The following is a 22,651-nucleotide window of genomic DNA, read 5'->3' on the forward strand; positions in this document are numbered from 1 at the left end:
GACCCGCCCGCTAGGTGGGCCGTCCCGGCCTGTTCAAATTGTGGGCACCCGCCCCGGGGTTGTGGGCTCGGATCCACACTTTTTGTGTCGCAAGCAGATTGTGGTCAGAACCGCGAGCGGCGAGCGCGACGCTCTGCTTCCGCGAGGGCTCGCCGGACGACGCCCGACAATGCGACGAACGATTCCAGTTGGTTGGTGTCTGCAGGCTTGGCATCTTCGAGTTCGGCGGCGATCGATTCACTTTCACTGCGCAGTTCGGTGGCGAGAGCGCACTGCTCGCTCAGTGACTTCAACTCTGCTACAGACCAACTCGCGTCGATGAGCCGGTAGTCGCCACGCTCCCGCAGTCGAACGCCTCGCTCTTCGAGGAAAAGCCGCAGGGCCTCGTTGACTTCGATGGAGCGATCCGTGACCTCGATCCACTTTTGCATCGAGTCGAGCTTCGAGCGCTCGCTACGACGCTTTCCTGATCCGAACAATGACAACCTCATTCGCACATCCCCCCTTCAATTACAGTGATGATAGCGACAATATTGTGATCTTGTACGTGGTTCGCTCGGCTCTTCTGGGCGAAGGTGCGGTTCGCTCAGACCCGCAGCCACGCGGCGTCGTTGGGTCACCGCCAGAATGCGTCGGGTTCCTCGCTGGCGCGGGATTCGGATGTGTGCAAGCCGATTTCCGATCGGCAAGTTCCGCGCACTCGAGGTGGGTCGCCCCGCGCGACCTCGGGGCGGTCCGAGTATCTCATTGGCGGTCTTGGATCCAACATGTATTCTAGCGATGCGATGCGTGTCCGGACGTGAATGTTCGCGTATCGCGCGCACCCTACGGCACACCTGTGTCGCCGCGGGCTGGTCGGATCGAAGGAAAGGGTGCAGCGTCGATGCCGTCGCCGTCGTTTACGCAAGCCAAGCTGATCACTGCGCAGTTGTTCTCCGGCGCCGGAATCGCATCCGGATACGCGGTCGGCGGACTGCTCGCCGAACAGATCACCGGGCGGACCGCGATGGCCGGATTCGCGCAGATGAGCGTGATCCTCGGCGCCGGCCTTGTCGCCTATCCGCTGGCAGCGCTCGCGGCACGCACAGGGCGACGCAGGGCGCTGACCTTGGGATTCGGGATCGGCACGCTCGGCGCTGCTGTGGTGCTCTTGGCGGTGGCGGTGGAGTTTCTCCCGCTGTTCATGTTCGGGATGATGATGTGCGGATCGGCCACCGCCGCCGGTCTGCAGGCTCGGTACGCCGCTGTCGACGTCGCCGGCCCTGCGGCCACCGGGCGGGCGATGTCCCTGGTGGTGTGGGCGACGACAATCGGGTCGGTGATGGGTCCGAACTTCACCGGACCCGGTGCTCACCTGGGCGAGGCGCTCGGCATGCACCCGCTGGCCGGCCCCTATCTGATCTCGATGGCTGCCTTCGCCCTGGCGGCCTTGGCTGCTTCGACCTTGGCGAGTGGCGTCGGTGCGGCCCGGCCGGACGCGATCGCCACGGGTGTCGGCGGCGATGCCTCAGCCACGAGCAAGGTCGCCGACCCGCTGGCACCGCTGGGCCTCGGAGCTGCACTGCGTTTCGTCGCGGCCCGTCCGGTTCCGTTGTTCGCGATCGTCACCATCGTCACCGGCCAGATGATGATGACGAACGTGATGGTGATGACACCGGTGCACATGCATCATCAGGCGTTCGACCTCGGGGCCATCGGAATCGTGGTGAGCATCCATATTGCCGGGATGTACGCTCTCTCACCGATTTTCGGGTGGATGTCCGACCGCTGGGGGCCAGGCACCGTGATCGCGTCCGGTGTCGTCGTCTTCATCGCGACGATCACCCTCGGCGTCATCGACGCTCTGGCACCGGTGTCGTCGATGCCGCTGTTGACGGCAGCGCTGCTACTCCTCGGCGTGGGGTGGTCGATGTTCCTCATCGGCGGCTCCGCGCTGTTGACGGCTTCGGTGCCGCAGCATGCAAAGGTCACGCTTCAGGGAGCCTCGGACTCGGCGATGAACCTGGGCGGCGCGCTGATGGCAGCCATGGCCGGCACGGTGTTGGCGATGGGCGGCTTCCTGTGGATCAACCTGATGGCCACCGGCGTTCTGCTCATCACGCTGGCATTCGCCGTGAGAGCGGTGCCGTCGATGACGTGGCCCGGCAGGCCGACACCAGCCGTCGACGACGAACACCTCCGCGAACGGGTGCAGCCGTGAAGCACCTTCGTGCCACGCCGAGTGGTATTCATACCGGACTCAGATCGAGGATGAGGAGCTCAGAGTGACGGCCGACCGAAGTGAGAGCATCAGCGCCTCCGAGCGTGCCTACCAGGTGATCCGCGATCAAATCCTCGACGGCACCCATGCCCCCGACACGATGCTCGGCGAAGCCTCGTTGGCGGCGGACCTCGGGGTCAGTCGCACACCTGTGCGTGTCGCCCTCGCGCGTCTCCAGGATGAGGGGTGGATCGTCATCTACCCCAAGCGGGGGGCGCTGGTCCAGGGGGTGGGCGAGCGAACCGTCGCGGAACTTGCCGACGCCCGGTTCGTGCTCGAGACGACCGCTGTGGACAGCGCCTCGGACGAACTGCGCCAGCGACTGGCGGAGCGTCTCGAACGGTCCGTCGACGAGCAACGTGCCGCTTTCGCCGACGGTGACGTCCGTCGATTCATCGACCTCACGCTCCGCTTCCATCGGGGCTTCGTGGAAGCAGGCGGCAACACGGTGCTGCTCGAGCTCTACGATCAACTTTCCGACCGGCACCGCTTCGTGCTTTTCGCGTCCGGCGACCGACTCCTCACCCGCTGCGCCGAGATCATTGCCGAGCACGAGCAGCTCACCGAACATCTCCGAACTGGTAACGCGGCAGAGTTCGCGAGAACGCTACGTGGTCACATCGCGGAGAACGCCCCGCCCTCGGCGGTCGGCCGGGAGATGACCGAAATCAACAGTTCACTCTGGGACTGACGACAGGTCGGCTGTTCCGCGCGAAGTCGGCATATGACCCTCGGCGGAAGGCGTCGAAACCGAACGTGAGTTGGACGCCGGTGCAGCGTCGGCCGCCGTGTACCCCCACAGAGCGAACGCTGCTGCGGCGACCACTGTGATGATCACAGCGCGCTTGGCGTCGGTGGAGAGCGACAGAAGCGCGCCGGATCCTGTGTGATCGCCACCGCGCGGTGTATCCGCTCCGCGAGGCCGTTCCGCCCCAGTCCAGGTGTGGCCGTTCCACCACCGTTCGATCCGGCGGTAGGAGGGGTCGGGATACCACCCCGGCATCGACGGCCCCGCCGCAACGGCGACGCTGTCGGCCTTCGGGACAGGCCAGGCGGCTCGTCGATCGTTCCCTGCGTACTGTCGCATGAACATTCGCTCCTCGAGTCGCACCGGAATTACATGCGCTGCCGAAATTCGTGGGCGAACGCTACGGGCAGAGCGACAATGCATGTGGGGGCATGTACCGCAGCCGTCCAGAACATCGTGCCGCGGCTTCCAGCTGTTACATCGAACAGGGTGTGCACGAATGGGTGGTATCGCTGCGTTGCGCAGCCTCTCAGCGTGAGCGAATGTGCCGTTCGTCTTCTTCACGAGACTGAATGTGCCGTTCGCTCAGGAAGCTGGTAGGTCAGATGTATCCACGACAGTCGGGAATCTCTGCGGGTACCGTCTCTCAGATGACGAACTTGGATCACGGCGACCCCGGCGACGCCCCCACTGTGCCGCCGCCGTTGACGGAGATCGTGAACGCGAACCGGCCCTCCGCTGCAGAGGAAGCGCGGACGGCCGCTGCGTCGACGAACATGGGCACTCTCGCCACCCTCACCAAAGACGGCGATCCGTGGGCGTCGTTCGTGACGTATGGGCTGGTCGGTGGTGCGCCGGTGCTGTGCGTGTCGCACATGGCCGAGCACGGCCGCAATCTTGCGCGTGATCCACGCGCGAGCATCGCGATCGTCGCGCCGGGCCCGCAGTCCGACCCGCTGGCCAGCACTCGCATCACACTCGCCGGGCACGTCGAGCGCCCGGAGGGGGAGGAGCTGGCCGCTGCACGCGAGGCGCACCTTGCGGCGGTGCCTGCGGCGCGCATCTACATCGATTTCAGCGACTTCTCACTGTGGGTTCTCCGAGTCCAGCGCGTGCGCTGGGTCGGTGGGTACGGGCGAATGGATTCGGCCACCGCCGAGGCCTATGCCGAGGCGCTGCCGGATCCCATTACTCCCTCGGCCGGTCGCGCGATTGCGCATCTCAACGACGACCATGCCGACGCGCTGGTGGCGATGGCTCAGAAGCTCGGCGGATTCCCGGACGCCACCGCGGCCACCTGCGTCGGCGCAGACCGGTACGGGCTGGATCTGGATGTGACCACCCCGCGCGGGCGCGCCATGACGCGCGCCGGATTCTCCTCGCCGTTGAATTCCTCCGTTGAGTTGCGTTCGGCCACAGTGGAATTGACGCAGCAGGCGCGGCAGGTATAACGGTTGCCCTTGGGTGGGCTGTGCAGTGGCGACGGTCAGGGCGTGAGCGTGGTGACGAACGACATCCGGTCGCCGCGGTAGAGCGACCGCCGATGCTCGATCGGGATGTCGTTCTCGTCGTACGAGATGCGGTTGAGCAGCAGCATCGGAGTGCGGATATCGGCGTCGAGCAGTGCGGCTTCGCGGGCATCCGGCAGGGTGGTTTCGATCCGTTCGACGGCGCGAGCGAAAGTGATTCCGCGTGCGCGGATCGCCGCGTACAGCGATGACGACGTGTCGAGAGTGTCGCGCAGTCCGGTGAACCGTTGTGCGGGAAGGCGAGTGCGTTCGAGGCCGACGCGCACGTCGTCGGTGAGGAGCACGCGTTCGAGTTCGACAACGGCGTCCCCGACGCCCAATTGGAGGAAGTCGGCCAGTTCGTCGTCGGCCACGAGGTCGGTCCAGTCGACGAGTAGGCGCCCTACGCTGCGCCCCTCCGTCAATGCAGCTTCCGTGTAGGAACCGATGATCAGCGGCTGGACGAGTTTCGGGCCCGCGACGACGGTACCGCGGCCCCGTCGTTCGATCCTCCCGGCAACGAGGAGTTCCCGCAGCGCCTGACGCACGGTCTCGCGGGCGACATCGAAGCGTGCGGCGAGGTCGCGTTCGGACGGCACAGGGTCGCCGACAGTGAGCGCGTCGAGTAGGGAGTCCACTTTCTGTCGGACGATCTGGTGCTTGAGGATTCGAGCTTCCCGGTTCGCTGCGGCCACGCCGTCAGGGTAGCGGATTTTGGTCTATACCAATTGTTCACCGACCGTTTCCCTGGAATCTCCCCATTGGTCTAGACCATCGCCGAGGGTTGGCTGCATGCGAATCCTGATCATCGGTGGCGGCATCCTCGGTACCGCCCACGCCGACGCTGCAGTCCGTCGCGGACACGACGTGCTTCACCTCGAACGCGAACCCGAGGCGCGCGGCGCCACCGTGCGCAACTTCGGCCTCGTGTGGGTCTCCGGCCGTACCCGCGGCGAACTCGACGCCACCCTCCGATCCCGCGCCCTCTGGGAAGACCTCGGCGGCCGCGTCCCCGACATCGGCTTCCGCGCGAACGGGTCACTGACGTTGCTGCGCACCGACGCCGAAGTCGCCGTCGCCGAGGAAGCAGTCGCACGAGACGACGCAGAACGCAGAGGCTTCGCGCTGCTCGATGCCGACGAAGCCCGTCGCATCAACCCTGCACTCCGTGGGAAGTTCGTCGCAGCACTGCATTGCAGCACCGATGCCACCGTCGAGTCGCGTGTCGCGTTGCCCGCCATCCGGCAGCACCTTGCCACCTCCGGTCGCTACCGATTCCTGTCGTCCACCGAGGCCCGCGACGTCATCCGCACTCCGCACGGAACCGTCCGAGTCCGCGACGACCGCGGCACCGTCCACGAATCCGACCTCGTCCTCGTCTGCCCGGGCGCCACGCTCAGCGGCCTGGCCCGCGACCTTGCCGGCGATCTACCGCTGCGCCGCGTCCGGTTGCAGATGATGCAGACGGCTCCGCTCGACGAACCACTCACCACCTCGATCGCCGACGGCGACAGCCTCCGCTACTACCCGGGCTTCGCAGGAGAGGCCCGCGACCACCTCACCGCCACCGAGTCGCAGGCACCCACCGCAGCGCTCCACAAGATGCAAATGCTGTGCGTGCAGCGACTGCATGGAGGCCTCACCATCGGCGACACCCACGCCTACGACGAACCGTTCGACTTCGACGTCGACGAAGAGCCGTACGACCACCTCATCAGCGTCACCGAAGAGCTTCTCGGGCGGCGCCTTCCGCAGGTCGTCCGCCGCTGGGCCGGCGTGTACAGCCAGTGCCTCGACCCCGCTGCGCTCGTGCATCGAGCGAAAGTCGACGAGGACGTGTGGGTCGTTGCCGGACCGGGTGGCCGCGGCATGACACTGGGCCCCTACCTCGGCGAGGAAACCGCCGAAATCCTCGAACTGTGAACCACTTCCACTCAACACCTGGAGCTTCCATCATGACCACCATCCGACTCGCCGTGCTGGACATGGCCGGCACCACGGTTGCCGACGGCGGACTCGTCGTCCGCGCTTTCGACGAGGCAGCCACCGCCGTGGGTCTCCCCGAAGACGGCCCCGAGCGGGACGACGCTCGCCGCTACGTCCTCGACACCATGGGGCAGTCGAAGATCGTCGTCTTCCGTGCCCTGTTCGGCAGCGACGAACGCGCCCGGACCGCCAACGACGCATTCGAACGCGCCTACGAACGGTTCGTCGACGCAGGTGACGTGAGCGCGATCCCGGGCGCCGAGAAGGCGATCCTCGCGCTGCGTGATGCCGGCGTCAAGGTTGCCCTCACCACGGGGTTCAGTCGTTCCACCCAGGACAGGCTCCTCGCGGCTCTCGGTTGGCAGGATCTCGCCGATATCGCGCTGACCCCCGCTGACGCCGGCCGCGGCCGTCCCTATCCCGACATGATCCTCGCCGCTCTGCTGCGCACCGGGATCGACGACGTCCGGGAGATCGCGGTCGTCGGGGACACCGCAGGGGATGTGCAGTCGGGTCTGCGGTCGGGCGCGTCGGTCGTCGCAGGAACCCGCACCGGCGCCCACGACGAGACGACGCTCCGCGCAGCGGGAGCCACACACATTCTCGACTCGATCGCGGATCTGCCCGCCCTGATCCTCTCCTGACATCCCGACCCGAAGGACATCACCTCCCATGCGCTCACACTCGTATCGTCGCGCGACCGCCGCCGTCGGTCTCGCCACCGGTCTGGCTCTCGCCCTGACCGCCTGCGGCGGAAGCGGTTCGGATCCCGATGCGCTCAACGCCCAGGGTTTCCCCGAAATCCTCACTCTCGGTGCGATACCCGCCGAGAACTCCTCCGATCTGAAGTCGAGTTACGAACCGCTGCTGGCGATGCTCGAAGACGAGACCGGGTCGACGGTCGAGTTCGTACAGGCATCCGACTACGCGGGTGTGGTCGAGGGCATGATCGCCGACAACGTGGACCTGGCCTTCTTCGGTCCGTTCGCGTACGTCGTCGCACAGATCAACGGGGCCGACACCTCACCGCTCGGCGCGGTGGTGCAGGATCCCGGCGCTGAACCCGGATACCAGTCGTACGGTCTGACCCGATCGGACAACGCGGAGATCGACAGCATCGAGGATTTCGCAGGCAAGGACGTGTGCTTCGTCGATCCCGGATCCACCTCCGGATTCCTCTACCCGGCTGCCGGTCTCATCGATGCCGGTGTCATCGACTCGGCGAACGAACAGAACCTCACGGCCGGGCTGGCGCCCGTCTACGCGGGCGGCCATGACGCCTCGGCACTCGCCATCGCGGCCGGCGACTGCGATGCCGGATTCGCCTTCGACACCATGGTCGACAAGACCATGATCGAGAGCGGCGACCTTCGCGAAGGCGAACTGAAGACGGTGTGGGAATCCGAGATGATTGCCGGATCCCTCTTCGTCGGCGACAACTCGCTCGGCGCCGATGTCATCGAGCGTCTCGGCACGATCCTCGTGGAGAAGGCCAACGCCGATTACCTACGCGAGCAGGGTTACTGCGACGGCGAATGCCGCATCACCGACGAGCGTGCGTGGGGTGTCGTACCCGCGTCCGACCCCGACTACGAGGGCGTCCGCAAGGTATGCGACGTGACCGAATCCGACAAGTGCAAGGGCTGACCATGACACTCGATTCGCGACATTCCGTGGCCGGCGACGATGTCGTCGTGTCGGCACGCGACGTGGTCAAGGAATTCGGCACCACGGCCGCCCTGTCCGGAGTCGACCTCGACGTGCACCGCAGCGAACTGGTCGTCCTGCTGGGGCTTTCCGGCTCCGGCAAATCGACCCTCCTGCGTTGCCTCAACGGCCTCCACCCCGTCACCGAAGGCAGGATCGAGGTGTCCGGGACCCGCGTCGACCTCGCGTCCCGACGCGAACTGCGTGACCTCCGCCGCGATGTCGGGTTCGTCTTCCAGCAGTTCAACCTGGTCGGGCGGCTGAGTTGCCTCGAGAACGTGCTCATCGGTGGTCTCGGCCGGTTGTCGTTGCCCCGGTACGGTGCGCTGACCTACCCGAAGGCCATGCGAGTCGAGGCGCGCGAGCATCTCGACCGAGTCGGTATGGCCGACCTCGCCGACCGTCGCGCCGACACACTGTCCGGCGGCCAGCAGCAGCGTGTGGCCATCGCACGCACACTCATGCAACGCCCCACCGTCCTGCTCGCCGACGAACCTGTGGCCTCACTCGATCCGGAGAATGCAGGCGTCGTCATGGATCTGCTGTTCCGCGTCTGCATGGAAGACAAACTCACCGTCGTGTGCACCCTGCATCAGGTCGATCTCGCGCTGGGCTGGGCTCACCGCGTGATCGGTCTGCGTGACGGACAGAAGGTGCTCGATCGGCCGGTCGTCGGGTTGTCCCGCGAGGAAGCCATGGAGATCTACCAGCGCGTCGAGCCCATCTCCGATTCGCTGGGAGCCAGGGCGACATGAGCGTGCTCACGCCCTTCCGAGCAACGACGAGCACGAACGAGCCACGATCGATCGGGCGACGGCCTCTCGCTACCTTGTGGATCGTCGCCGCGATCGGTGTGCTCGCCTCGGCCGCATACATCGACTTCGCGCCCGCGACGTTGCTCGGCGGGTTGGATTCGATGGGCGGCCTACTCGAGCGCATGATGCCGCCGCGGCTCGACGACCCCGGCCGCATCTGGGTCCTCGCGCTCGAGACACTGCTCATGGCAGTGCTCGGCACAGTCCTCGCGGCGATCGTCTCGGTGCCGATCGCATTTCTTGCGGCACGCAACACGACGCCGCATCCGATGCTGTACCGAGCTTCCCGCGGATTCATCACCTTCTGCCGGGCAATGCCCGACCTGTTGTTCGCGGTGTTGTTCGTCCGGGCCCTCGGCATCGGAGTTCTCCCCGGTGTGCTCGCGCTGGCGCTGCACTCCATCGGCATGCTCGGCAAACTCTTCGCCGACGCGATCGAGCAGACCGACGCCGGCCCTCGCGAAGCGGTGCGCAGCACCGGCGTGGGTTATATCCGGGAAATGATCAATGCGGTGCTGCCGCAAGTGGTGCCGTCGTTCATGGCCAACTTCGTCTACCGTATCGACATCAACCTGCGAACCTCGGTCGTCCTCGGCTTCGTCGGTGCCGGCGGCATCGGGTTCGCTCTGCAGGACGCGTTGCGCGGTCTCGTGTATCCACGTGCCCTGGGCATCGTGTGCGTGATCCTGGTGATCATCGCCGCGATGGAACTCGTCGCGATCGTCGTGCGACGCGCGCTGCTCACGCCGTCCGCAGCGCATCCCGGCCGCGAACGAGTGTCACGGATCGTCTTCTCGGCCACCGTTGTGGGCGCGACGCTCGCTGCTCTGGTCACTCTCCGGATCGACCCGCGTGATCTCGTCACCTGGGTAGGGCCGTCCCTCGAAGTGTTCACCCGATTGATTCCGCCGGACTTCACGGCGGTGGGTGATGAGCTCGTCGATGCGGTCCTGCAGACGCTCGCGATCGGTGTGGTCGCCACCGCTGTCGGTGCGGTCCTGTCGCTGCCGTTCGGAATACTGGCGGCGCGCAATGTATCTCCGAATCTCGCCGTGTATACGGCTGCTCGCTCGATCATCCTCGCGGTCCGGGCGATACCCGAGTTGATCCTCGCGGTGATCTTCGTCGCCGCGATCGGTCTGGGTCCGATCGCCGGGGCGTGTGCACTCGCGGTCGCATCCATCGGCTTTCTCGGCAAACTCGTTGCAGATGCGGTGGAGGAGGTCGATCCGGGGCCACTCGAAGCAGTTCAGGCCGTCGGCGGAGGATGGTGGAAGACGCTCCTGGCAGCGGTTGTCCCGCAGGCAATTCCGTCTGTCGTCGGATCCACCCTGTACCTGCTCGACGTCAACATCCGCACTTCCACGATCCTCGGCGTCGTCGGAGCAGGCGGCGTGGGATTCCTGCTCTTCGAGGCCGTCCGGACATTGAACTTCGAATTCGCCGGCGCCATCGTGATCGTCGTGTTCGTCATCGTGTATGTCATCGAAAGGATATCCGGGTGGATTCGATCTCGAGTGGTGTGAGCCGCACTGCCGTGTGGACCGGTGAGGGCATCGCGATGCAGGACGTGCCGATACCGGATCTGGGGCAGGGCGAGATGCTCGTGCGGATCCGGTGCACGACAGTGTGCGGGAGCGACCTGCACACTGTGCTCGGGCGCAGAGCCGGTCCGGCACCGTCGGTGCTCGGCCACGAGGCTGTCGGTGAGGTTGTCGCGACCGGGCCGCACGCTACGACCGAAGTGGGCCGGCGACTGGTGTGGAGCGTGACGTGCGCCTGCCACGAATGCGATCGGTGCCGCTCCGGACGCACCGCCAAGTGCCGCACCGTGACGAAGGTCGGCCACGAACCTTTCACCGGGCCGTGGCCGCTGTCGGGGACCTATTCGCAGTACATCGTCCTGCCGCCCGGGCTCGCGACGGTGTCTGTTCCACCGGTGCTCCCCGACGTGGTCGCGGCCCCCGCATCGTGCGCGACCGCGACCGCCGCCGCGGTCGTCGACGCCGCAGGTGATCTTGCGGGACGCCGGGTGTTGGTGTGCGGCATGGGAATGCTCGGCATCGCGGCCACTGCGATGTGCGCCGAAGCCGGCGCCGAGGTGATGGCACTCGATATCGAACCGGAGCGCACTGCACGCGCCGAGAGGTTCGGCGCGGTCGCCGACGACGACGGGTCGGTCGATATCGCGCTCGACTTCTCGGGCTCGGCGGAAGCGATCTCGTCGCTCGTCCCGCGTCTCGACGTCGGGGGACGGCTGGTGCTCGCGGGCTCCGTGTCGCCCGGGCCCGCCGTATCGATCGATCCCGAGTCGATCGTGCGCCGATGGCTCACGGTGTCCGGTGTCCACAACTACGAGCCCAGACATCTGCAGTCGGCTGTGGACTTCCTCGAGCGCACTGTCGCGATATATCCGTGGGAAGAGCTCGTGGCGCAGCCGGTATCTCTCGACGAGCTCGAGGAAGCCCTCCGTCCGGGATCTGCCTTGCGTGCGGCGGTGGTGCCGTGAGCACGCTCAGGTAGGACGGGCAGTCACGACAGGTCCGCTGCGGTGAACCCCTGTTCGAGTGTGGTTTTCACCGCGGTGAGGAACCGCGCTGCGTCGGCGCCGTCGACGATCCGGTGGTCGTAACTGAGCGACAGGTAGGCCATGGACCGCACATCGATGCGTAGCTGTCCGTCCTCGCGGGTAGGGACGAGTCGTTCGACGACTGCCCCGGTGCCGAGGATCCCGGTCTGCGGCTGGTTGATGATCGGGGTGTCGAACAGTGCCCCGCGGCTGCCGGTATTGGTCAATGTGAATGTGCCACCGGACAACTCGTCCGGGGAGATCGTGCCGGTGCGCACCTTCTCGGCCTTGTCTGCGATCGCCCGGGCGAGATGTTCGATACTCATCCGGTGCGCGTCGCGGATGACCGGCACCATCAACCCCTTCTCGCTGTCGACTGCCATGCCGAGGTGGCAGTGCTCGTAGAAGCTCACCTCGGTGACCCCGGGATCCAGCGACGCATTGAGCACACGATGGTCGGCCAATGCCGCGATGGCGGCCTTGGCGAAGAACGGCAGGAACGACAGCTTGACACCGGTACGTGCGTAGAACGCGTCCTTGTGTGCTGCCCGCAACGTCGCGACCGCGGTGACATCGACTTCCACCACGGACGTCAATTGCGCAGCAATCTGTAGGGATTCGACCATCCGGCGGGCGATCGTCCGCCGGATTCGCGGAAGCTTCTCCACCACCGTGCCGCCCGGAGCGGAGTGCCGTGGTGGAGCAGGGGTCGGTTCGGGTGACGACGGCCGCAGGGGAGGGGCCGCCGCCGCCGGAACCGGCGACACCGCTGCGGTGGTCGGATCGGCGATGATCGCCAGGTCGGCGCCGACGGCCACCACATCGTTCTCCTCGACCAGGATCCGTTGCAGGACACCGGTGACCGGGGAAGGGATCTCGGTATCGACCTTGTCGGTGGCCACTTCGAGCAGTGGTTCCTCGGCGTCGATGTGGTCGCCGGGCTGTTTGAGCCAGCGGGTGACGGTGCCTTCCTCGATGCTCTCCCCGAGGGTAGGCATGCGCACGGTGGTGCCGGTGAGTTGTTCGGTGGTCATAGGTCTCTCAGTTCCTGGTGATGCGCGAACGATGGCAGGTCAGGGGAGGACGTCGAGCGCGGCGGCGACGATGCTGTCGGTGTCGATGCCGTGGTAGCGGTACACGTCGTCGAGCCCACCGACCTGCCCGAACCGGGAGACCCCGAGGCAGGTACTGCGCACCTGGTTGATGCCCGCGAGGAACGCCAGGGTGTGCGGGTGGCCGTCGAGGACGGTGACCATCGGAGTGGCCCGGTCGGCGGGGAAGAGTTGATCGAGGATCCAGCTCTCGCCCGGGCCCCGCCCTTGGCGGGCTTGCCAGGCGTCGAACAGCAGTCCGGGGCTGGTGATGCACAGTACGTCGGCCGGTACACCGGACTGCTCGAGCCGGTCTGCGGCGACGAGTGCTTCGGTGATCATCGCGCCCATCGCCACGATCGTGACCTGCGCGTTGTCGCGGCGCCGGATTGGGTAGCCGCCGGCGACGACCTGCCTGCGACGCCGCTCCCTGGCTGCGGGGTCGGAGGGTACCGCGGCGAGGGTCTGATCCACCGGTCGGGTGGACAGCCGCAGATAGGCCGAGGTTCCGTCCGGTCGACCGAGGCGGGCCAGCGACGCCAGGAGGGTCCATTCGACATCGATGGCGAACCCCGGTTCGTAGCTGATGCAGCCGGGTTGTTCGAGTCCGATCGACGGGGTCTTGATGGACTGGTGGGCGCCGCCTTCGGCGGCGAGGGTGACGCCGGAGGGGGTGCCGACGAGGATCGATTGTCCGCCGGCGTAGATACCGTACGACCAGGGTTCCAGAGCGCGTTCGACGAACGGGTCGTAGAGCGCGCCGATCGGCAGCAGCGGCTGGCCCCAGCGGCTCCAGGTGGCGCCGAGTTCGCCGATCAGACCGACCAGGTTGGTTTCGGCGATGCCGAGTTCCATGTGCTGGCCGGTGGGGCGCTCGTTCCAGTGCATGATCGTTTCGGCGTCGTCGGCGAACCAGTTGTGCCGTTCGGTCGCCGACCACACGCCGACCTTGTTCACCCAGCCGCCGAGGTTGGTGGTCGAGCTGACATCGGGGCTCACGGTGACCACACGGCCTGCCGCGTCGGGTGATTCGCGGGTCAGGTCCAGCAGCACGCGGCCGAGGGCGGCCTGCGTGGTCGCCGTGCCCTTCGGGGTGCGACCGATGTCGGTGGGAATCTCGAGATCCGGTACCGCCGGAACGGGGTCGCGGTCCAGGCGCGCGGCGGTGGCCCGGCACAGTCGACCCGCCGCAGTGTCGTCGTCGAATCGGCCCCACGGATTCTGGGCATCCATGTCCAGGGTTGCGGCGAACTGGGAGTACTCGTCCACGGTCAGCAATGCCGAGTGGTTCTGCGGGTGGCCTTCGGTGGGCAGTCCGTAGCCCTTGACGGTGTAGGCGATGATCACCGTGGGGCGGGTGTCATCGATGTGGCGGTACGCCTCCGACAGGGCTTGCAGGTCGTGTCCGCCCAGATTGCGGACCGCGTCGGTCAGTGTCGCATCGTCCAAGGTGGCGATCAGCTCGGCGATCTGTGTGCTGCCGGGGCCGTCGCCGGGCAGCCGATCGCGGACCTCGGCTGCGGTGCAGCGCAGCAGCCGCTGGTATTCGGGGTTGGGCATGTCCAGGATGCGCGTGCGCAGCGCATCCCCACCGGGGCGGGTGAACAGGTCTTCGAGCAGCGTGCCGAATTTGACGGTGATGACCTGCCAGCCGGCTGCGTCGAACATCTTCTCCAACCGGCGGGCAGCGATGTTCGGGATCACCCGGTCGAGAGACTGTCGGTTGAGATCGACGATCCACACGACCTCGCCGAGGTCGGCGATGCCGGGGTCGAGAATCGCCTCCCAGACGGCCCCTTCGTCGAGTTCGGCGTCACCGACCAGCGAGTACTGCCGGCCGCGGCCGGTGTCGCCGAGGTGGGTGTCGACGTAGCGGCGGGCCATCGCGCCCCAGATCGGGGCGGTGGCACCGATGCCGACCGATCCGGTGGAGTAGTCGACCGTGTCGGGGTCCTTCGACCGGCTCGGGTACGACTGCAGGCCGCCGAACTCGCGCAGGGTGGTCAGGTACTTCTCGTCCAGTTCACCGAGCAGGTAGTTGATGCTGTGCAGTACCGGTGAGGCGTGTGGTTTGACCGAGACCCTGTCGCCGGGTTGCAGGTGTTCGAACCACAGCGCGGTCATGATCGACACCATCGATGCGCAGGATGCTTGATGGCCACCGACTTTGAGGCCGGTGGGGTTGGGGCGCACCCGGTTCGCGTGGTGGATCATCGAGGTCGACAGCCACAGGACCCGCTGCCGGATCGACTCGAGAGCGGCGAGACCGGTCGGGTGCGACGTCACGGAGTCGAGGGGCACAGGATGGGACATCGGGATTCTCCTTCGAAGACAACAACGCGGAACCGGGCAGGACTACTGCATCGGGTGCCGGGGCGCCCGGCTCGGCCGACGACGGATGAGAAGCGGCCGAGTGGGCGAAAGGAATGGGAATGCCGACCGGATTGTGTCTGGGGAGGCTTGCCCGACCTGCGGGGTGTGACAACAGTCCACCAGTACCTGACCGAGTGCGCAATGCTGAACCCTGAAATTGAGCATTCTGCACACGGCTGCGAGGTGCGAACAAGAGAAGGGTAGGCACTGTGCCAAGCGCACACCGAGTCGGCCGGATCGTCGCTCGCGTCCTGATTGCGCTGTCCGACCACCCCCGCGCTGCCGTGATGGCCGTAGTCGAGCGAACGGGTTTGTCTCGCTACACGGTACAAGCGCGGTTGAGCAAGCTCGACGACGCCGGTGTGTTGCGCTCGTTCGAGCGCCGGATCGACCCGGCGGTGCTCGGATGCCCGCTGCAGGCGTACATGCTCACCAATGTCACGCAGCGTAAACTCGACCGCGTCGGCGCCGCCCTCGATGCGATTCCCGAGGTCCTCGAAGTGCACGAACTAAGCGGCATGGCCGACCTGCTCGTGCATGTCGCAGCCCGGGATGCGGATGATCTGTACCGCATCGCCGGTGGCATCCTGAACATCGAGGGCGTCAAGCGCACCACGACAGTTCTGGTGATGTGGAGATGGTGGACTACCGGGTTCGTCTGCTGCTCGACACGCTCGCGGACTGACTCGTCTTGGTCAAGGACACAGATCTTCATAGCAGTCGCTTGCACAATGGAACCCCACACGAATGGAGCGAAGCAGCTGCGCTCCGCATTCACAAGTGGCTTCGTGGAGGCCTGCTCACTCGAGCCTGGAAGAACAGAACCAACGACCCAGTTCCTCATGCCCCGCGCCGAGGTCGAAATCCACTACACCTGGTAAATCTCTGGCATGGCCGGTACCGCCAGCAACGACGTTGCCGTCGAAGATGTATTCGTCCCCGACTACCGCACCGGGCCTTTCGCCCTTGCCCTGGTCGGTACCGCTCCCGGCATGCTGCTCCACGACAACCTGATGTATCACCTGCCGTTCCTGCCGTTCCTGCCGTTCCTGCCGTTCCTGCCGTTCCTGCCGTTCCTGCCGTTCCTGCCGTTCCTGCCGTTCACGATGGCGGAGGTGACGCCCGTCGTGGTCGGTGCCATGCGGGGCTCAACGAACGCATTCATCGAACGACTCGCCTCGGGACGTCCGGAGCAGTCGGACCGCGCGACCGGGCTGGGATGAAACTGAGGGCTGCGTACATGACCGACCTGTGCCGCAATGCACTCAACGGCATGGTGCGCGGAATTGGTGGCGACGGGTTCCGTACCGATCATCGATCCAGAAGGTCCATCGTGATCTCGGCGTTCTCGCGTGTATGCGTTCCTCGATATCGACACCTCGTCGGAAACGATGGGTCGCTTCACGCTCGACCTTCCGGTCGCCGACCCGCTGATCTGAAACCCGATCCCATCGGCTACCTTCTCGGCCCGTCTCCCTTCGGTGACATCTAGGCCATCCCGAGCTCATCCGCGCGGCGAAAAGGTAGCCGCTCGCCGTCGACACGATGTTCGTGTCCGTTCTGTTCGCGGTTGTGACTACTCCGCGAACTGAAGCTCCTCCGGTAGAAGAGATCCCGAGCCGTACATCCGAATTCCCTCCAGATCGGTCGCGGCGATCACCCCAGGTGCTCCCCGGACGTACCACAATCCGACATTCAGGTCGACGAGCCGATTCTGTACGACGTCGTAGGCGTCCCTGCGTGCCTCCACGGTCTCCGAGTTTCGACCGGCATCCAGGGCCTGGGTGAGCTCAGCATCGTCGGCGCCCATGAAGTTGCCCGACGACTCGGGATGAAATGCAGTCCACAACGCCGCATCGGGATCCTGGACCAATGCCGAGGTGATCATCATGTCGAAGTCGTGGCTGGTCAATCGCGATACGCCTTCTGTGTTGTCGACGATCTCGATGTCGACGGCGACATTGTCGAATTGACTCAGACTTGCCTGCAATGCCTCGGAGGCCACCTTGTTCTCCGCCGACGAGTAGCTGACGAAAGTGAACTCTACGGGCTTACCTTCGGCTGCCAACTCGTCGAACAGTTCCTGCGCGGCGTCCTTGTCCGGTTCGGTGAAGGGGATATCGCTGTAGAACGGAGAACCCTCGTGGAAAACTGTGATCGGAACTTGATCGTCACCGTTGCCTGCGTACACAGCGCCGTTGATGGTCGACGGGTCGACGGCGAGAGCTACTGCGCGTCGGGCGCGTTCGTCGTCGAAGGGCGCGCGCCGCATGTTCATTCCCATGAACTGACCTCCGCCCATGGGGACGGTCTCCACGCGAAGTCCCACATCCTCCGCCCGCGCAAAGGTGGACCAGTTCGAGTCGGCGGTCAGATCTGCGGCGCCCGAGATCACCGCGTTGAGGCGTTGGTTGGTGTCGGGCGACGTTCGCAGCGTGATGCTGTCCAGGTAGGGCTTCGGTGCGTCCCAGTAGTCGTCGTTCCTCGTGAGATCGATCCTGTCCTGCCGTGCCCATTCGACGAGTGTAAACGGTCCTGCACCAACCGGATTCGCATCGAATTCCGCTTGTTGTCCCTGTAACGCTGCGGGAGAAGCGATCCAGTTCATCGAAGACTGCACCAGAATATCGGCGAAATGCGGATTCGGTGTTTCGAGCGTTGCGCTCAGGGTTGTCTCGTCCACTATCTCGGTGGTGGTGACCTGCATGGCCTGCCGTAGGGAGGTCGAACCCAGTGCAGGATCGCGCAAGCGATCCCAGTTGAACTTGACGGCCGCAGCGTCGAGCGGAGTGCCGTCGGTGAACGTGAGGTCGGGGCGAAGCGTCAATGTGAAGGTCCGACCCTCATCGCTGGTGGAGAAGTCGGTGGCCATGGAGTAGTCGGTCTCCAGCGATTCGACATCATTGGTTATCAGCGTGCCGTACAGGGCATTGCCGAGGAGTGATTGGAACGCCCAACTGTTGGACATGCTCGCGGGATCGAGGGTGCGGGGCTCCGTCATCTGCACGGCGTCCAAGTGCCCTCCGGCGGTCGGCTCGCCGATGGAGGCATCGTTGCCGGACTCTCCGCCGCAGGCGCTCAGAACGAGCAATGTGGAGCACACCGCCGCGACTATCGTCAGGGTATGTGTGGGTCGGAGCATGGTCGACCTTTCGACTATCGAAGGAGAGAGCGGCTATGTCTGTGCCAGCGCTGCGGGCCTCTCGGCCCACGCTGTTTCGACGACGTCGTTGAGCGCTTCACCTTTCGCGAACCCGTAGTAGGCAGAGAATTGAATGATGATCTCGTCCATTTCGGCCTTGGTGATATCGCCGGAGTGGAGAGCGGCCCCGACATGGCTCTTCATCGGAGTGATTGCGTCGTTGTATGAAACGCAGGCGACCGTGATGATTCGACGCTCGCGGCGGGTCAGACCGGGACGCTGCCATACGTGGCCGAAGACGAAATTGAGGATGCCCGCATGCCGGTACGGGGTGGTGTGGGAGGGCGCCGGAATAAGGTTGACGTCGGCGAATTCCTGCGCGCCGGCCTCGAGTCGCTCGTCCCAGTTGGTCGGGCCGAGCGTGTCGTGCGAGAGGTCCTTCCAAGGTTCGGGTTCCTCGCCGCGATCGCGGTGGATCTGTGCCCATTGCCTCATCACAGCGCCTTCGAGATGTGACGCCTTCGGCCACCCGCTGTACACGGCGAGATGCAGCACGAATTCGAGCATTTCCTCCAGCTCGATGTCGCCGCTCTCCAGTGCTGCGCGCACATATGCCTCGATGGGGCCGGGAGCGTCTGCACCGGCCACACAGGCCAGCGCGACCCATCGCCGGTCCTTGCGGCTCAAACCGGGCCGCGACCATATCTCGCCGAAGATGAAGTCGCGTGAAACCTGTTGGAAGGGGGTACCGATCTCGGTGGGTTCGCGGTGCAACACGGCACGGAAGGTTTCGTCTGCTTGGTTATTGCTCATGGTCGACTCCTGTCGTTCGGAGGGATGTGTTCAGGAGAGGTTCAATGCAATTCGGATTGAGTCTCGTTCAGGTGTGCGCTCGGTCATGAGCGAGAACGCGTCGGCAAACCGGTCGAGTGGGTAGCTGTCGCCCAGAAGATCGGTGGTGGGGATCTGCCCTGCATTGATGAGCTCGGCTGCTCGCTCGGTGTCGAGACCGGCACCCGGATGCACGGTGATCCGTCTGGTGGGAATCCAGTCAGGATGGAAGCCTTCGAGCGGACCGTCCTTCATCCCCGCCAAGACCACGTGGCCGCCCTTGCGCACCAGGTGCATGGCGAGATTGACCGTCTCCGGACTTCCCGACGCGGCGTCGATCACGACATCGGTCATCTGTCCGTTCGTGATCTCGCGGACTCGTTCGACGACGTCGTTGTTCTCGACATCGAGCGCGTGGTCGGCGCCGACCCGCAGTGCATGGTCGAGCCGGAATCGGTCTCGCCCGGTCCCGGTCACGATGATCGTCGAGGCGCCGGCTGCGCGTGCGGCGACGATCGTTGCCATACCCATGTGGCCGGGGCCCTCGATGAGGACCACATCGCCTTGCCGCACCGGCGCCACCCACGTGACGGCGCAGCTCAGGGGCTCGAAGAACGTCAATTCGTCGGCGGGGCGATCTTCGCGTAGTCGATACACTTTTGAGCCTGGGAGCAGCTCGAGGTGCTCCGCGAACCCTCCGTACAGACCGGACCCCTCGTGGATGGAGAAGTCGTGACCGTAAATCCGGTTTCCCTCGGGGGTTATGAGAAGTTCGCGGACCGCAACTCGGTCGCCCTCTTCGACCCTCCATTCGGCTGCCGTCTCCGGTCGGATCTTGTCGATACGACCGACGATCTCGTGGCCGGGTACGGACGGGAAGGCGCCGCCCCATGAGGTGTGGACGTTGCCGCGGAAATGGTCGACATCGCTGTGACACAACCCAGTTGCTTCGACCCGCAGCACCGCGCCCCCGATGGGCGGTTCCGGCTCCGGAAGCTCACGCTCCTCCCATGTCTCGTGACCGGAGAAGACGATGGCCCGGCTCATGGCAGCACCTTTCGGATAATGCACTCGCGCGTTCGTTTTCGTATTCGAGTGCCACTTCGTGGTGATCAACGAAGCGCTCAAGTGAACTATTGGACTGAACTGTAAGTCCCAAGACTTAACTTGTCCAGAGGTGGTTACATTTGATGCATGTCAGAACAGCGGCCACACTCCATCGCTCCGTCACCGAAGCAGCAGCTGGTACTCACCGCTGAACGTCTCTACGCTCTCCACGGGCTCGACGGAGTTCCCCTTCGCCACATCGGCGTTGCCGCCGGCATGGCGAACAAGTCCGCTGTGCAATACCACTTCGGTACCAGAGAGAATCTGATCCAGGCCATCCTGGTCAACCGGATCGACGGTCTGACGCTCCGTCGTGAGCTGCTCGAAGCCAGGCTCTCAGGTGACGATGTTCGGCAGATCGTCGAAGCGCACCAGCTGCCGCTGATCGAGCTCGCAGAAGACGAGGACTGCTACTACCTGCCATTCCTGGAACACCTCCTGCGGAAGAGTCACCCGATGGACGACCTGACTGCGAGTCACCGCGAATCCAGACGCAACTACTACGCCCGCCTGGATGCGTTTCTCGGACACATCCCGCAACCGGTTCGCGACATGCGGATACATCAAGCATCGGCAGTGTGTGTGCATATCTCCGCCGACCGGCATCGCATGCGCATGCAGGGGATGACCGTCGCTCCGTACGCACTGCACGTGAGTCAACTCCTGGATCTCCTTGTCGGCATCTTGACCACGCAGCCTTCTGCGGAGACGCTCGCTACTCTCGAAAGCTCGCCTCAGGAGCCCCCTGCGTTCAGGGAGTTTCCGTGAGCCGCGCGGCAGAAAGACAGCCGCTCGCCGTCGACAAGATGTTCGTGTCCGCTTCATTCGCGGTTGTGCCATCGTGTGCCGGCCACCCGTAGGTACGCAGGCGTTACCGTGGGGAGCATGGATATCCGACTCCGCGTCGGCGACGCGCGGGTGGCCCGGCTCGCCACGGCGGACGGGTCCGGTGTGCCGCACCTGGTCCCTATCGTGTTCGCCCTCGAAGGCGATGCGATCCACACCTGCGTCGACGACAAGCCGAAGACGACCCGACGATTGCGCCGCCTGGCCGATATCGCCGAGAATCCGCGGGTGAGTGTGCTCGTCGACCATTACGACGACGATTGGTCGCAGCTGTGGTGGGTTCGCATCGACGGTATCGCCACCGTCGACGACGCGGATTCGGATACGGGAGCGACCGGACTCGACGCGTTGGCTCGCAAGTATGTGCAGTATCGGGTGAAGCGGCCGTCGGGCCCGGTGATCACTATCGACCGGCTGAGCTGGCGATCGTGGTCGGCGTAAATAGCGATGACAGCTACCGATGAGCGCGTGTATACCGAGGGAATGCGTATCGGAATCGTGGGTCTGTTGCGGGGCCTGTACATGGCCGAGTCGGCACACCGGATCGGGGTCGAGGTGATCGCGCTCTGCGATCGTGACGCTGAGCGCCTGGCCGCCGCGCACGCGGAATTTCCAGGGGCCCGGTTGACGGAGGACTGGACGGACTTGCTCGACGCCGGTCTCGATGGCGTCGTGCTCGCCAACGATTTCGACGCGCACACGGCGTTGGCGATCGCCTTCCTGGACCGCGGGATTCATGTGTTGTCGGAGACGGCGGCCTGCGTGTCCGAGGAAGAAGGCCGACGGCTCATCGCCGCGACCGAGCGTTCCACGGCAACCTATACTTTCGCGGAGAACTACGTCTTCCATCCGCACACTCGATTGCTCCGGGAGTCGGTGGATTCCGGCGAGCTGGGCTCCATTGTGTTGGCGGAAGCCGACTATCTGCACAGCCTTTCGCCTCAGGACACCGCCGCGCTCATCGGCGATCCCGCGCACTGGCGTGGTCGAATCCCACCGACCGCCTACTGCACGCACACCGTCTCGCCGCTGCTCGAGCTCACCGGAGCATGGCCGGTGGAGGTCAGCGCCTACCCTGTCGGTTCGGGTGGCGGCCGCCCCGCCGCCGTCGTGCTGGCAATCCGACTCTCCGACGGCGCCTTGGCCCTGACCCGCCATGGATTCCTCGCCGGAGAAGCGGGCAGCCACTGGAGTTGGATCTCTGTGCGCGGTGCCCACGGCCTGGCCGAATCCGTCCGAGCCACAGGAGACGATGCGTGGTCGGTGCGAGTGCGCACGGAGGGCTGGGCCCAGGACGGCGGGCAGACGCACGAAGAAATCCGTGTACCGGATCACTATCTTGTGAACGACGAACCGGTCGACCGGATGGCCGAGGGTACCGTCGCGGTGCTCGAAGGATTCCGAGCCACGGTGGAACACGGCGCACCCCCGCTGATCCCGGTGCGTCCCGCCGTGGCGGCATCACTGGTCGGCGTGGCAGGTGCCGAATCGCTCGCGACGGGTTCCGCACCCGTTCGCGTTCCGGACGTGTCCGCATAGGTTTTGTGCCGCAGCAGGTGAGAGCGAGCCGGGCGGCCTGTCTCGCCGTGAGAAGTCTGCCGGACCACCTACGCGCGATGCATGGTGCCATGGTCGAGGACACGCTCTCGCTGGTGATCGACCCACTGC

General features: G+C 65.3%; 21 protein-coding genes and 1 pseudogene. 14 read left to right on the forward strand and 8 right to left on the reverse strand.

Annotation, left to right across the window (positions count from 1 at the left end; translation table 11 throughout):
* Nucleotides 1–104: 104 nt before the first annotated feature.
* Nucleotides 105–491: a hypothetical protein gene (locus ACFWB0_RS20775; protein WP_378492321.1), complete on the reverse strand. Its 387-nt coding sequence runs from the start codon at nt 489–491 to the stop codon at nt 105–107.
* A 392-nt stretch (nt 492–883) separates the two neighbouring features.
* Here ACFWB0_RS20775 and ACFWB0_RS20780 point away from each other — a divergent pair, with 392 nt between their 5' ends.
* Nucleotides 884–2,200, forward strand: coding sequence for an MFS transporter (locus ACFWB0_RS20780; RefSeq protein ID WP_378492322.1), 1,317 nt, complete (start codon nt 884–886; stop codon nt 2,198–2,200).
* A 64-nt stretch (nt 2,201–2,264) separates the two neighbouring features.
* Nucleotides 2,265–2,951, forward strand: coding sequence for a GntR family transcriptional regulator (locus tag ACFWB0_RS20785; RefSeq protein WP_378492323.1), 687 nt, complete (start codon nt 2,265–2,267; stop codon nt 2,949–2,951).
* On the opposite strand, the gene ACFWB0_RS20790 is transcribed toward ACFWB0_RS20785, so the two are convergent.
* Nucleotides 2,937–3,431, reverse strand: a complete 495-nt coding sequence (locus ACFWB0_RS20790; RefSeq protein ID WP_378492324.1) for a DUF2510 domain-containing protein — start codon at nt 3,429–3,431, stop codon at nt 2,937–2,939. The two genes, ACFWB0_RS20785 and ACFWB0_RS20790, sit on opposite strands and share 15 nt — an antisense overlap.
* Before the next feature lie 227 nt (nt 3,432–3,658).
* Between ACFWB0_RS20790 and ACFWB0_RS20795 the strand changes: the two genes are divergently transcribed.
* Complete coding sequence (locus ACFWB0_RS20795; RefSeq protein ID WP_378492325.1) at nt 3,659–4,459, forward strand: HugZ family protein; 801 nt, start codon at nt 3,659–3,661, stop codon at nt 4,457–4,459.
* A gap of 35 nt (nt 4,460–4,494) precedes the next feature.
* Here the strand turns inward: ACFWB0_RS20795 and ACFWB0_RS20800 are convergent, their stop codons facing one another.
* Nucleotides 4,495–5,211, reverse strand: a complete 717-nt coding sequence (locus ACFWB0_RS20800; protein ID WP_378492326.1) for a GntR family transcriptional regulator — start codon at nt 5,209–5,211, stop codon at nt 4,495–4,497.
* Nucleotides 5,212–5,308: 97 nt separating this feature from the next.
* Here ACFWB0_RS20800 and ACFWB0_RS20805 point away from each other — a divergent pair, with 97 nt between their 5' ends.
* From ACFWB0_RS20805 to ACFWB0_RS20830, 6 genes are read left to right on the forward strand one after another with little or no spacing between them, the layout of a single operon-like run.
* Nucleotides 5,309–6,439, forward strand: a complete 1,131-nt coding sequence (locus ACFWB0_RS20805) for a TIGR03364 family FAD-dependent oxidoreductase (protein WP_378492327.1) — start codon at nt 5,309–5,311, stop codon at nt 6,437–6,439.
* A 32-nt stretch (nt 6,440–6,471) separates the two neighbouring features.
* Nucleotides 6,472–7,146 carry a phosphonatase-like hydrolase gene (locus ACFWB0_RS20810; protein ID WP_378492328.1) on the forward strand — a complete coding sequence of 225 codons (675 nt, stop codon included), beginning with the start codon at nt 6,472–6,474 and terminating at the stop codon, nt 7,144–7,146.
* A gap of 28 nt (nt 7,147–7,174) precedes the next feature.
* Complete coding sequence (locus tag ACFWB0_RS20815; protein WP_378492329.1) at nt 7,175–8,149, forward strand: phosphate/phosphite/phosphonate ABC transporter substrate-binding protein; 975 nt, start codon at nt 7,175–7,177, stop codon at nt 8,147–8,149.
* A gap of 2 nt (nt 8,150–8,151) precedes the next feature.
* Entirely contained in the window at nt 8,152–8,964 is an 813-nt protein-coding gene (gene phnC, locus ACFWB0_RS20820; protein ID WP_378492330.1) for a phosphonate ABC transporter ATP-binding protein, read from the forward strand.
* Nucleotides 8,961–10,550, forward strand: a complete 1,590-nt coding sequence (gene phnE / locus ACFWB0_RS20825; protein ID WP_378492331.1) for a phosphonate ABC transporter, permease protein PhnE — start codon at nt 8,961–8,963, stop codon at nt 10,548–10,550. The genes phnC and phnE overlap by 4 nt, the downstream gene beginning before the upstream one ends.
* The gene (locus ACFWB0_RS20830) at nt 10,526–11,533 is read left to right on the forward strand and encodes a zinc-binding dehydrogenase (RefSeq protein ID WP_378492332.1); all 1,008 of its coding nucleotides are present in this window, start codon (nt 10,526–10,528) and stop codon (nt 11,531–11,533) included. Before phnE ends, ACFWB0_RS20830 begins: the two co-directional genes overlap by 25 nt.
* 23 nt (nt 11,534–11,556) lie before the next feature.
* Here ACFWB0_RS20830 and ACFWB0_RS20835 read toward each other — a convergent pair whose 3' ends face one another.
* Nucleotides 11,557–12,627: a 2-oxo acid dehydrogenase subunit E2 gene (locus ACFWB0_RS20835; protein WP_378492333.1), complete on the reverse strand. Its 1,071-nt coding sequence runs from the start codon at nt 12,625–12,627 to the stop codon at nt 11,557–11,559.
* Between the two features lie 39 nt (nt 12,628–12,666).
* The gene (locus ACFWB0_RS20840) at nt 12,667–14,997 is read right to left on the reverse strand and encodes a pyruvate dehydrogenase (protein WP_378492334.1); all 2,331 of its coding nucleotides are present in this window, start codon (nt 14,995–14,997) and stop codon (nt 12,667–12,669) included.
* A gap of 269 nt (nt 14,998–15,266) precedes the next feature.
* Here ACFWB0_RS20840 and ACFWB0_RS20845 point away from each other — a divergent pair.
* Both ACFWB0_RS20845 and ACFWB0_RS20850 read left to right on the forward strand, forming a co-directional pair.
* Nucleotides 15,267–15,742, forward strand: a pseudogene (locus ACFWB0_RS20845) (Lrp/AsnC family transcriptional regulator).
* Between the two features lie 205 nt (nt 15,743–15,947).
* Complete coding sequence (locus ACFWB0_RS20850) at nt 15,948–16,280, forward strand: hypothetical protein (RefSeq protein WP_378492335.1); 333 nt, start codon at nt 15,948–15,950, stop codon at nt 16,278–16,280.
* A gap of 353 nt (nt 16,281–16,633) precedes the next feature.
* Here the strand turns inward: ACFWB0_RS20850 and ACFWB0_RS20855 are convergent, their stop codons facing one another.
* From ACFWB0_RS20855 to ACFWB0_RS20865, 3 genes are read right to left on the reverse strand one after another with little or no spacing between them, the layout of a single operon-like run.
* Nucleotides 16,634–18,199: an ABC transporter substrate-binding protein gene (locus ACFWB0_RS20855; protein ID WP_378492336.1), complete on the reverse strand. Its 1,566-nt coding sequence runs from the start codon at nt 18,197–18,199 to the stop codon at nt 16,634–16,636.
* Between the two features lie 33 nt (nt 18,200–18,232).
* Entirely contained in the window at nt 18,233–19,012 is a 780-nt protein-coding gene (locus tag ACFWB0_RS20860; RefSeq protein ID WP_378492337.1) for a carboxymuconolactone decarboxylase family protein, read from the reverse strand.
* Between the two features lie 30 nt (nt 19,013–19,042).
* Nucleotides 19,043–20,077 (reverse strand): zinc-binding dehydrogenase, encoded by a 1,035-nt coding sequence (locus ACFWB0_RS20865; RefSeq protein ID WP_378492338.1) that lies wholly within the window; start codon nt 20,075–20,077, stop codon nt 19,043–19,045.
* 147 nt (nt 20,078–20,224) lie between these two features.
* Here ACFWB0_RS20865 and ACFWB0_RS20870 point away from each other — a divergent pair, with 147 nt between their 5' ends.
* The 3 genes from ACFWB0_RS20870 (at nt 20,225) to ACFWB0_RS20880 (ending at nt 22,522) form a co-directional block, all read left to right on the forward strand.
* Nucleotides 20,225–20,905 carry a TetR/AcrR family transcriptional regulator gene (locus ACFWB0_RS20870; RefSeq protein ID WP_378492339.1) on the forward strand — a complete coding sequence of 227 codons (681 nt, stop codon included), beginning with the start codon at nt 20,225–20,227 and terminating at the stop codon, nt 20,903–20,905.
* 117 nt (nt 20,906–21,022) lie between these two features.
* Nucleotides 21,023–21,424 (forward strand): TIGR03668 family PPOX class F420-dependent oxidoreductase, encoded by a 402-nt coding sequence (locus tag ACFWB0_RS20875; RefSeq protein ID WP_378492340.1) that lies wholly within the window; start codon nt 21,023–21,025, stop codon nt 21,422–21,424.
* Nucleotides 21,425–21,430: 6 nt separating this feature from the next.
* Nucleotides 21,431–22,522, forward strand: coding sequence for a Gfo/Idh/MocA family protein (locus ACFWB0_RS20880; protein WP_378492341.1), 1,092 nt, complete (start codon nt 21,431–21,433; stop codon nt 22,520–22,522).
* Nucleotides 22,523–22,651 lie beyond the last annotated feature (129 nt).

This window comes from Rhodococcus sp. NPDC060086 (assembly GCF_042730275.1).
Classification (GTDB): Bacteria; Actinomycetota; Actinomycetes; order Mycobacteriales; family Mycobacteriaceae; genus Rhodococcus.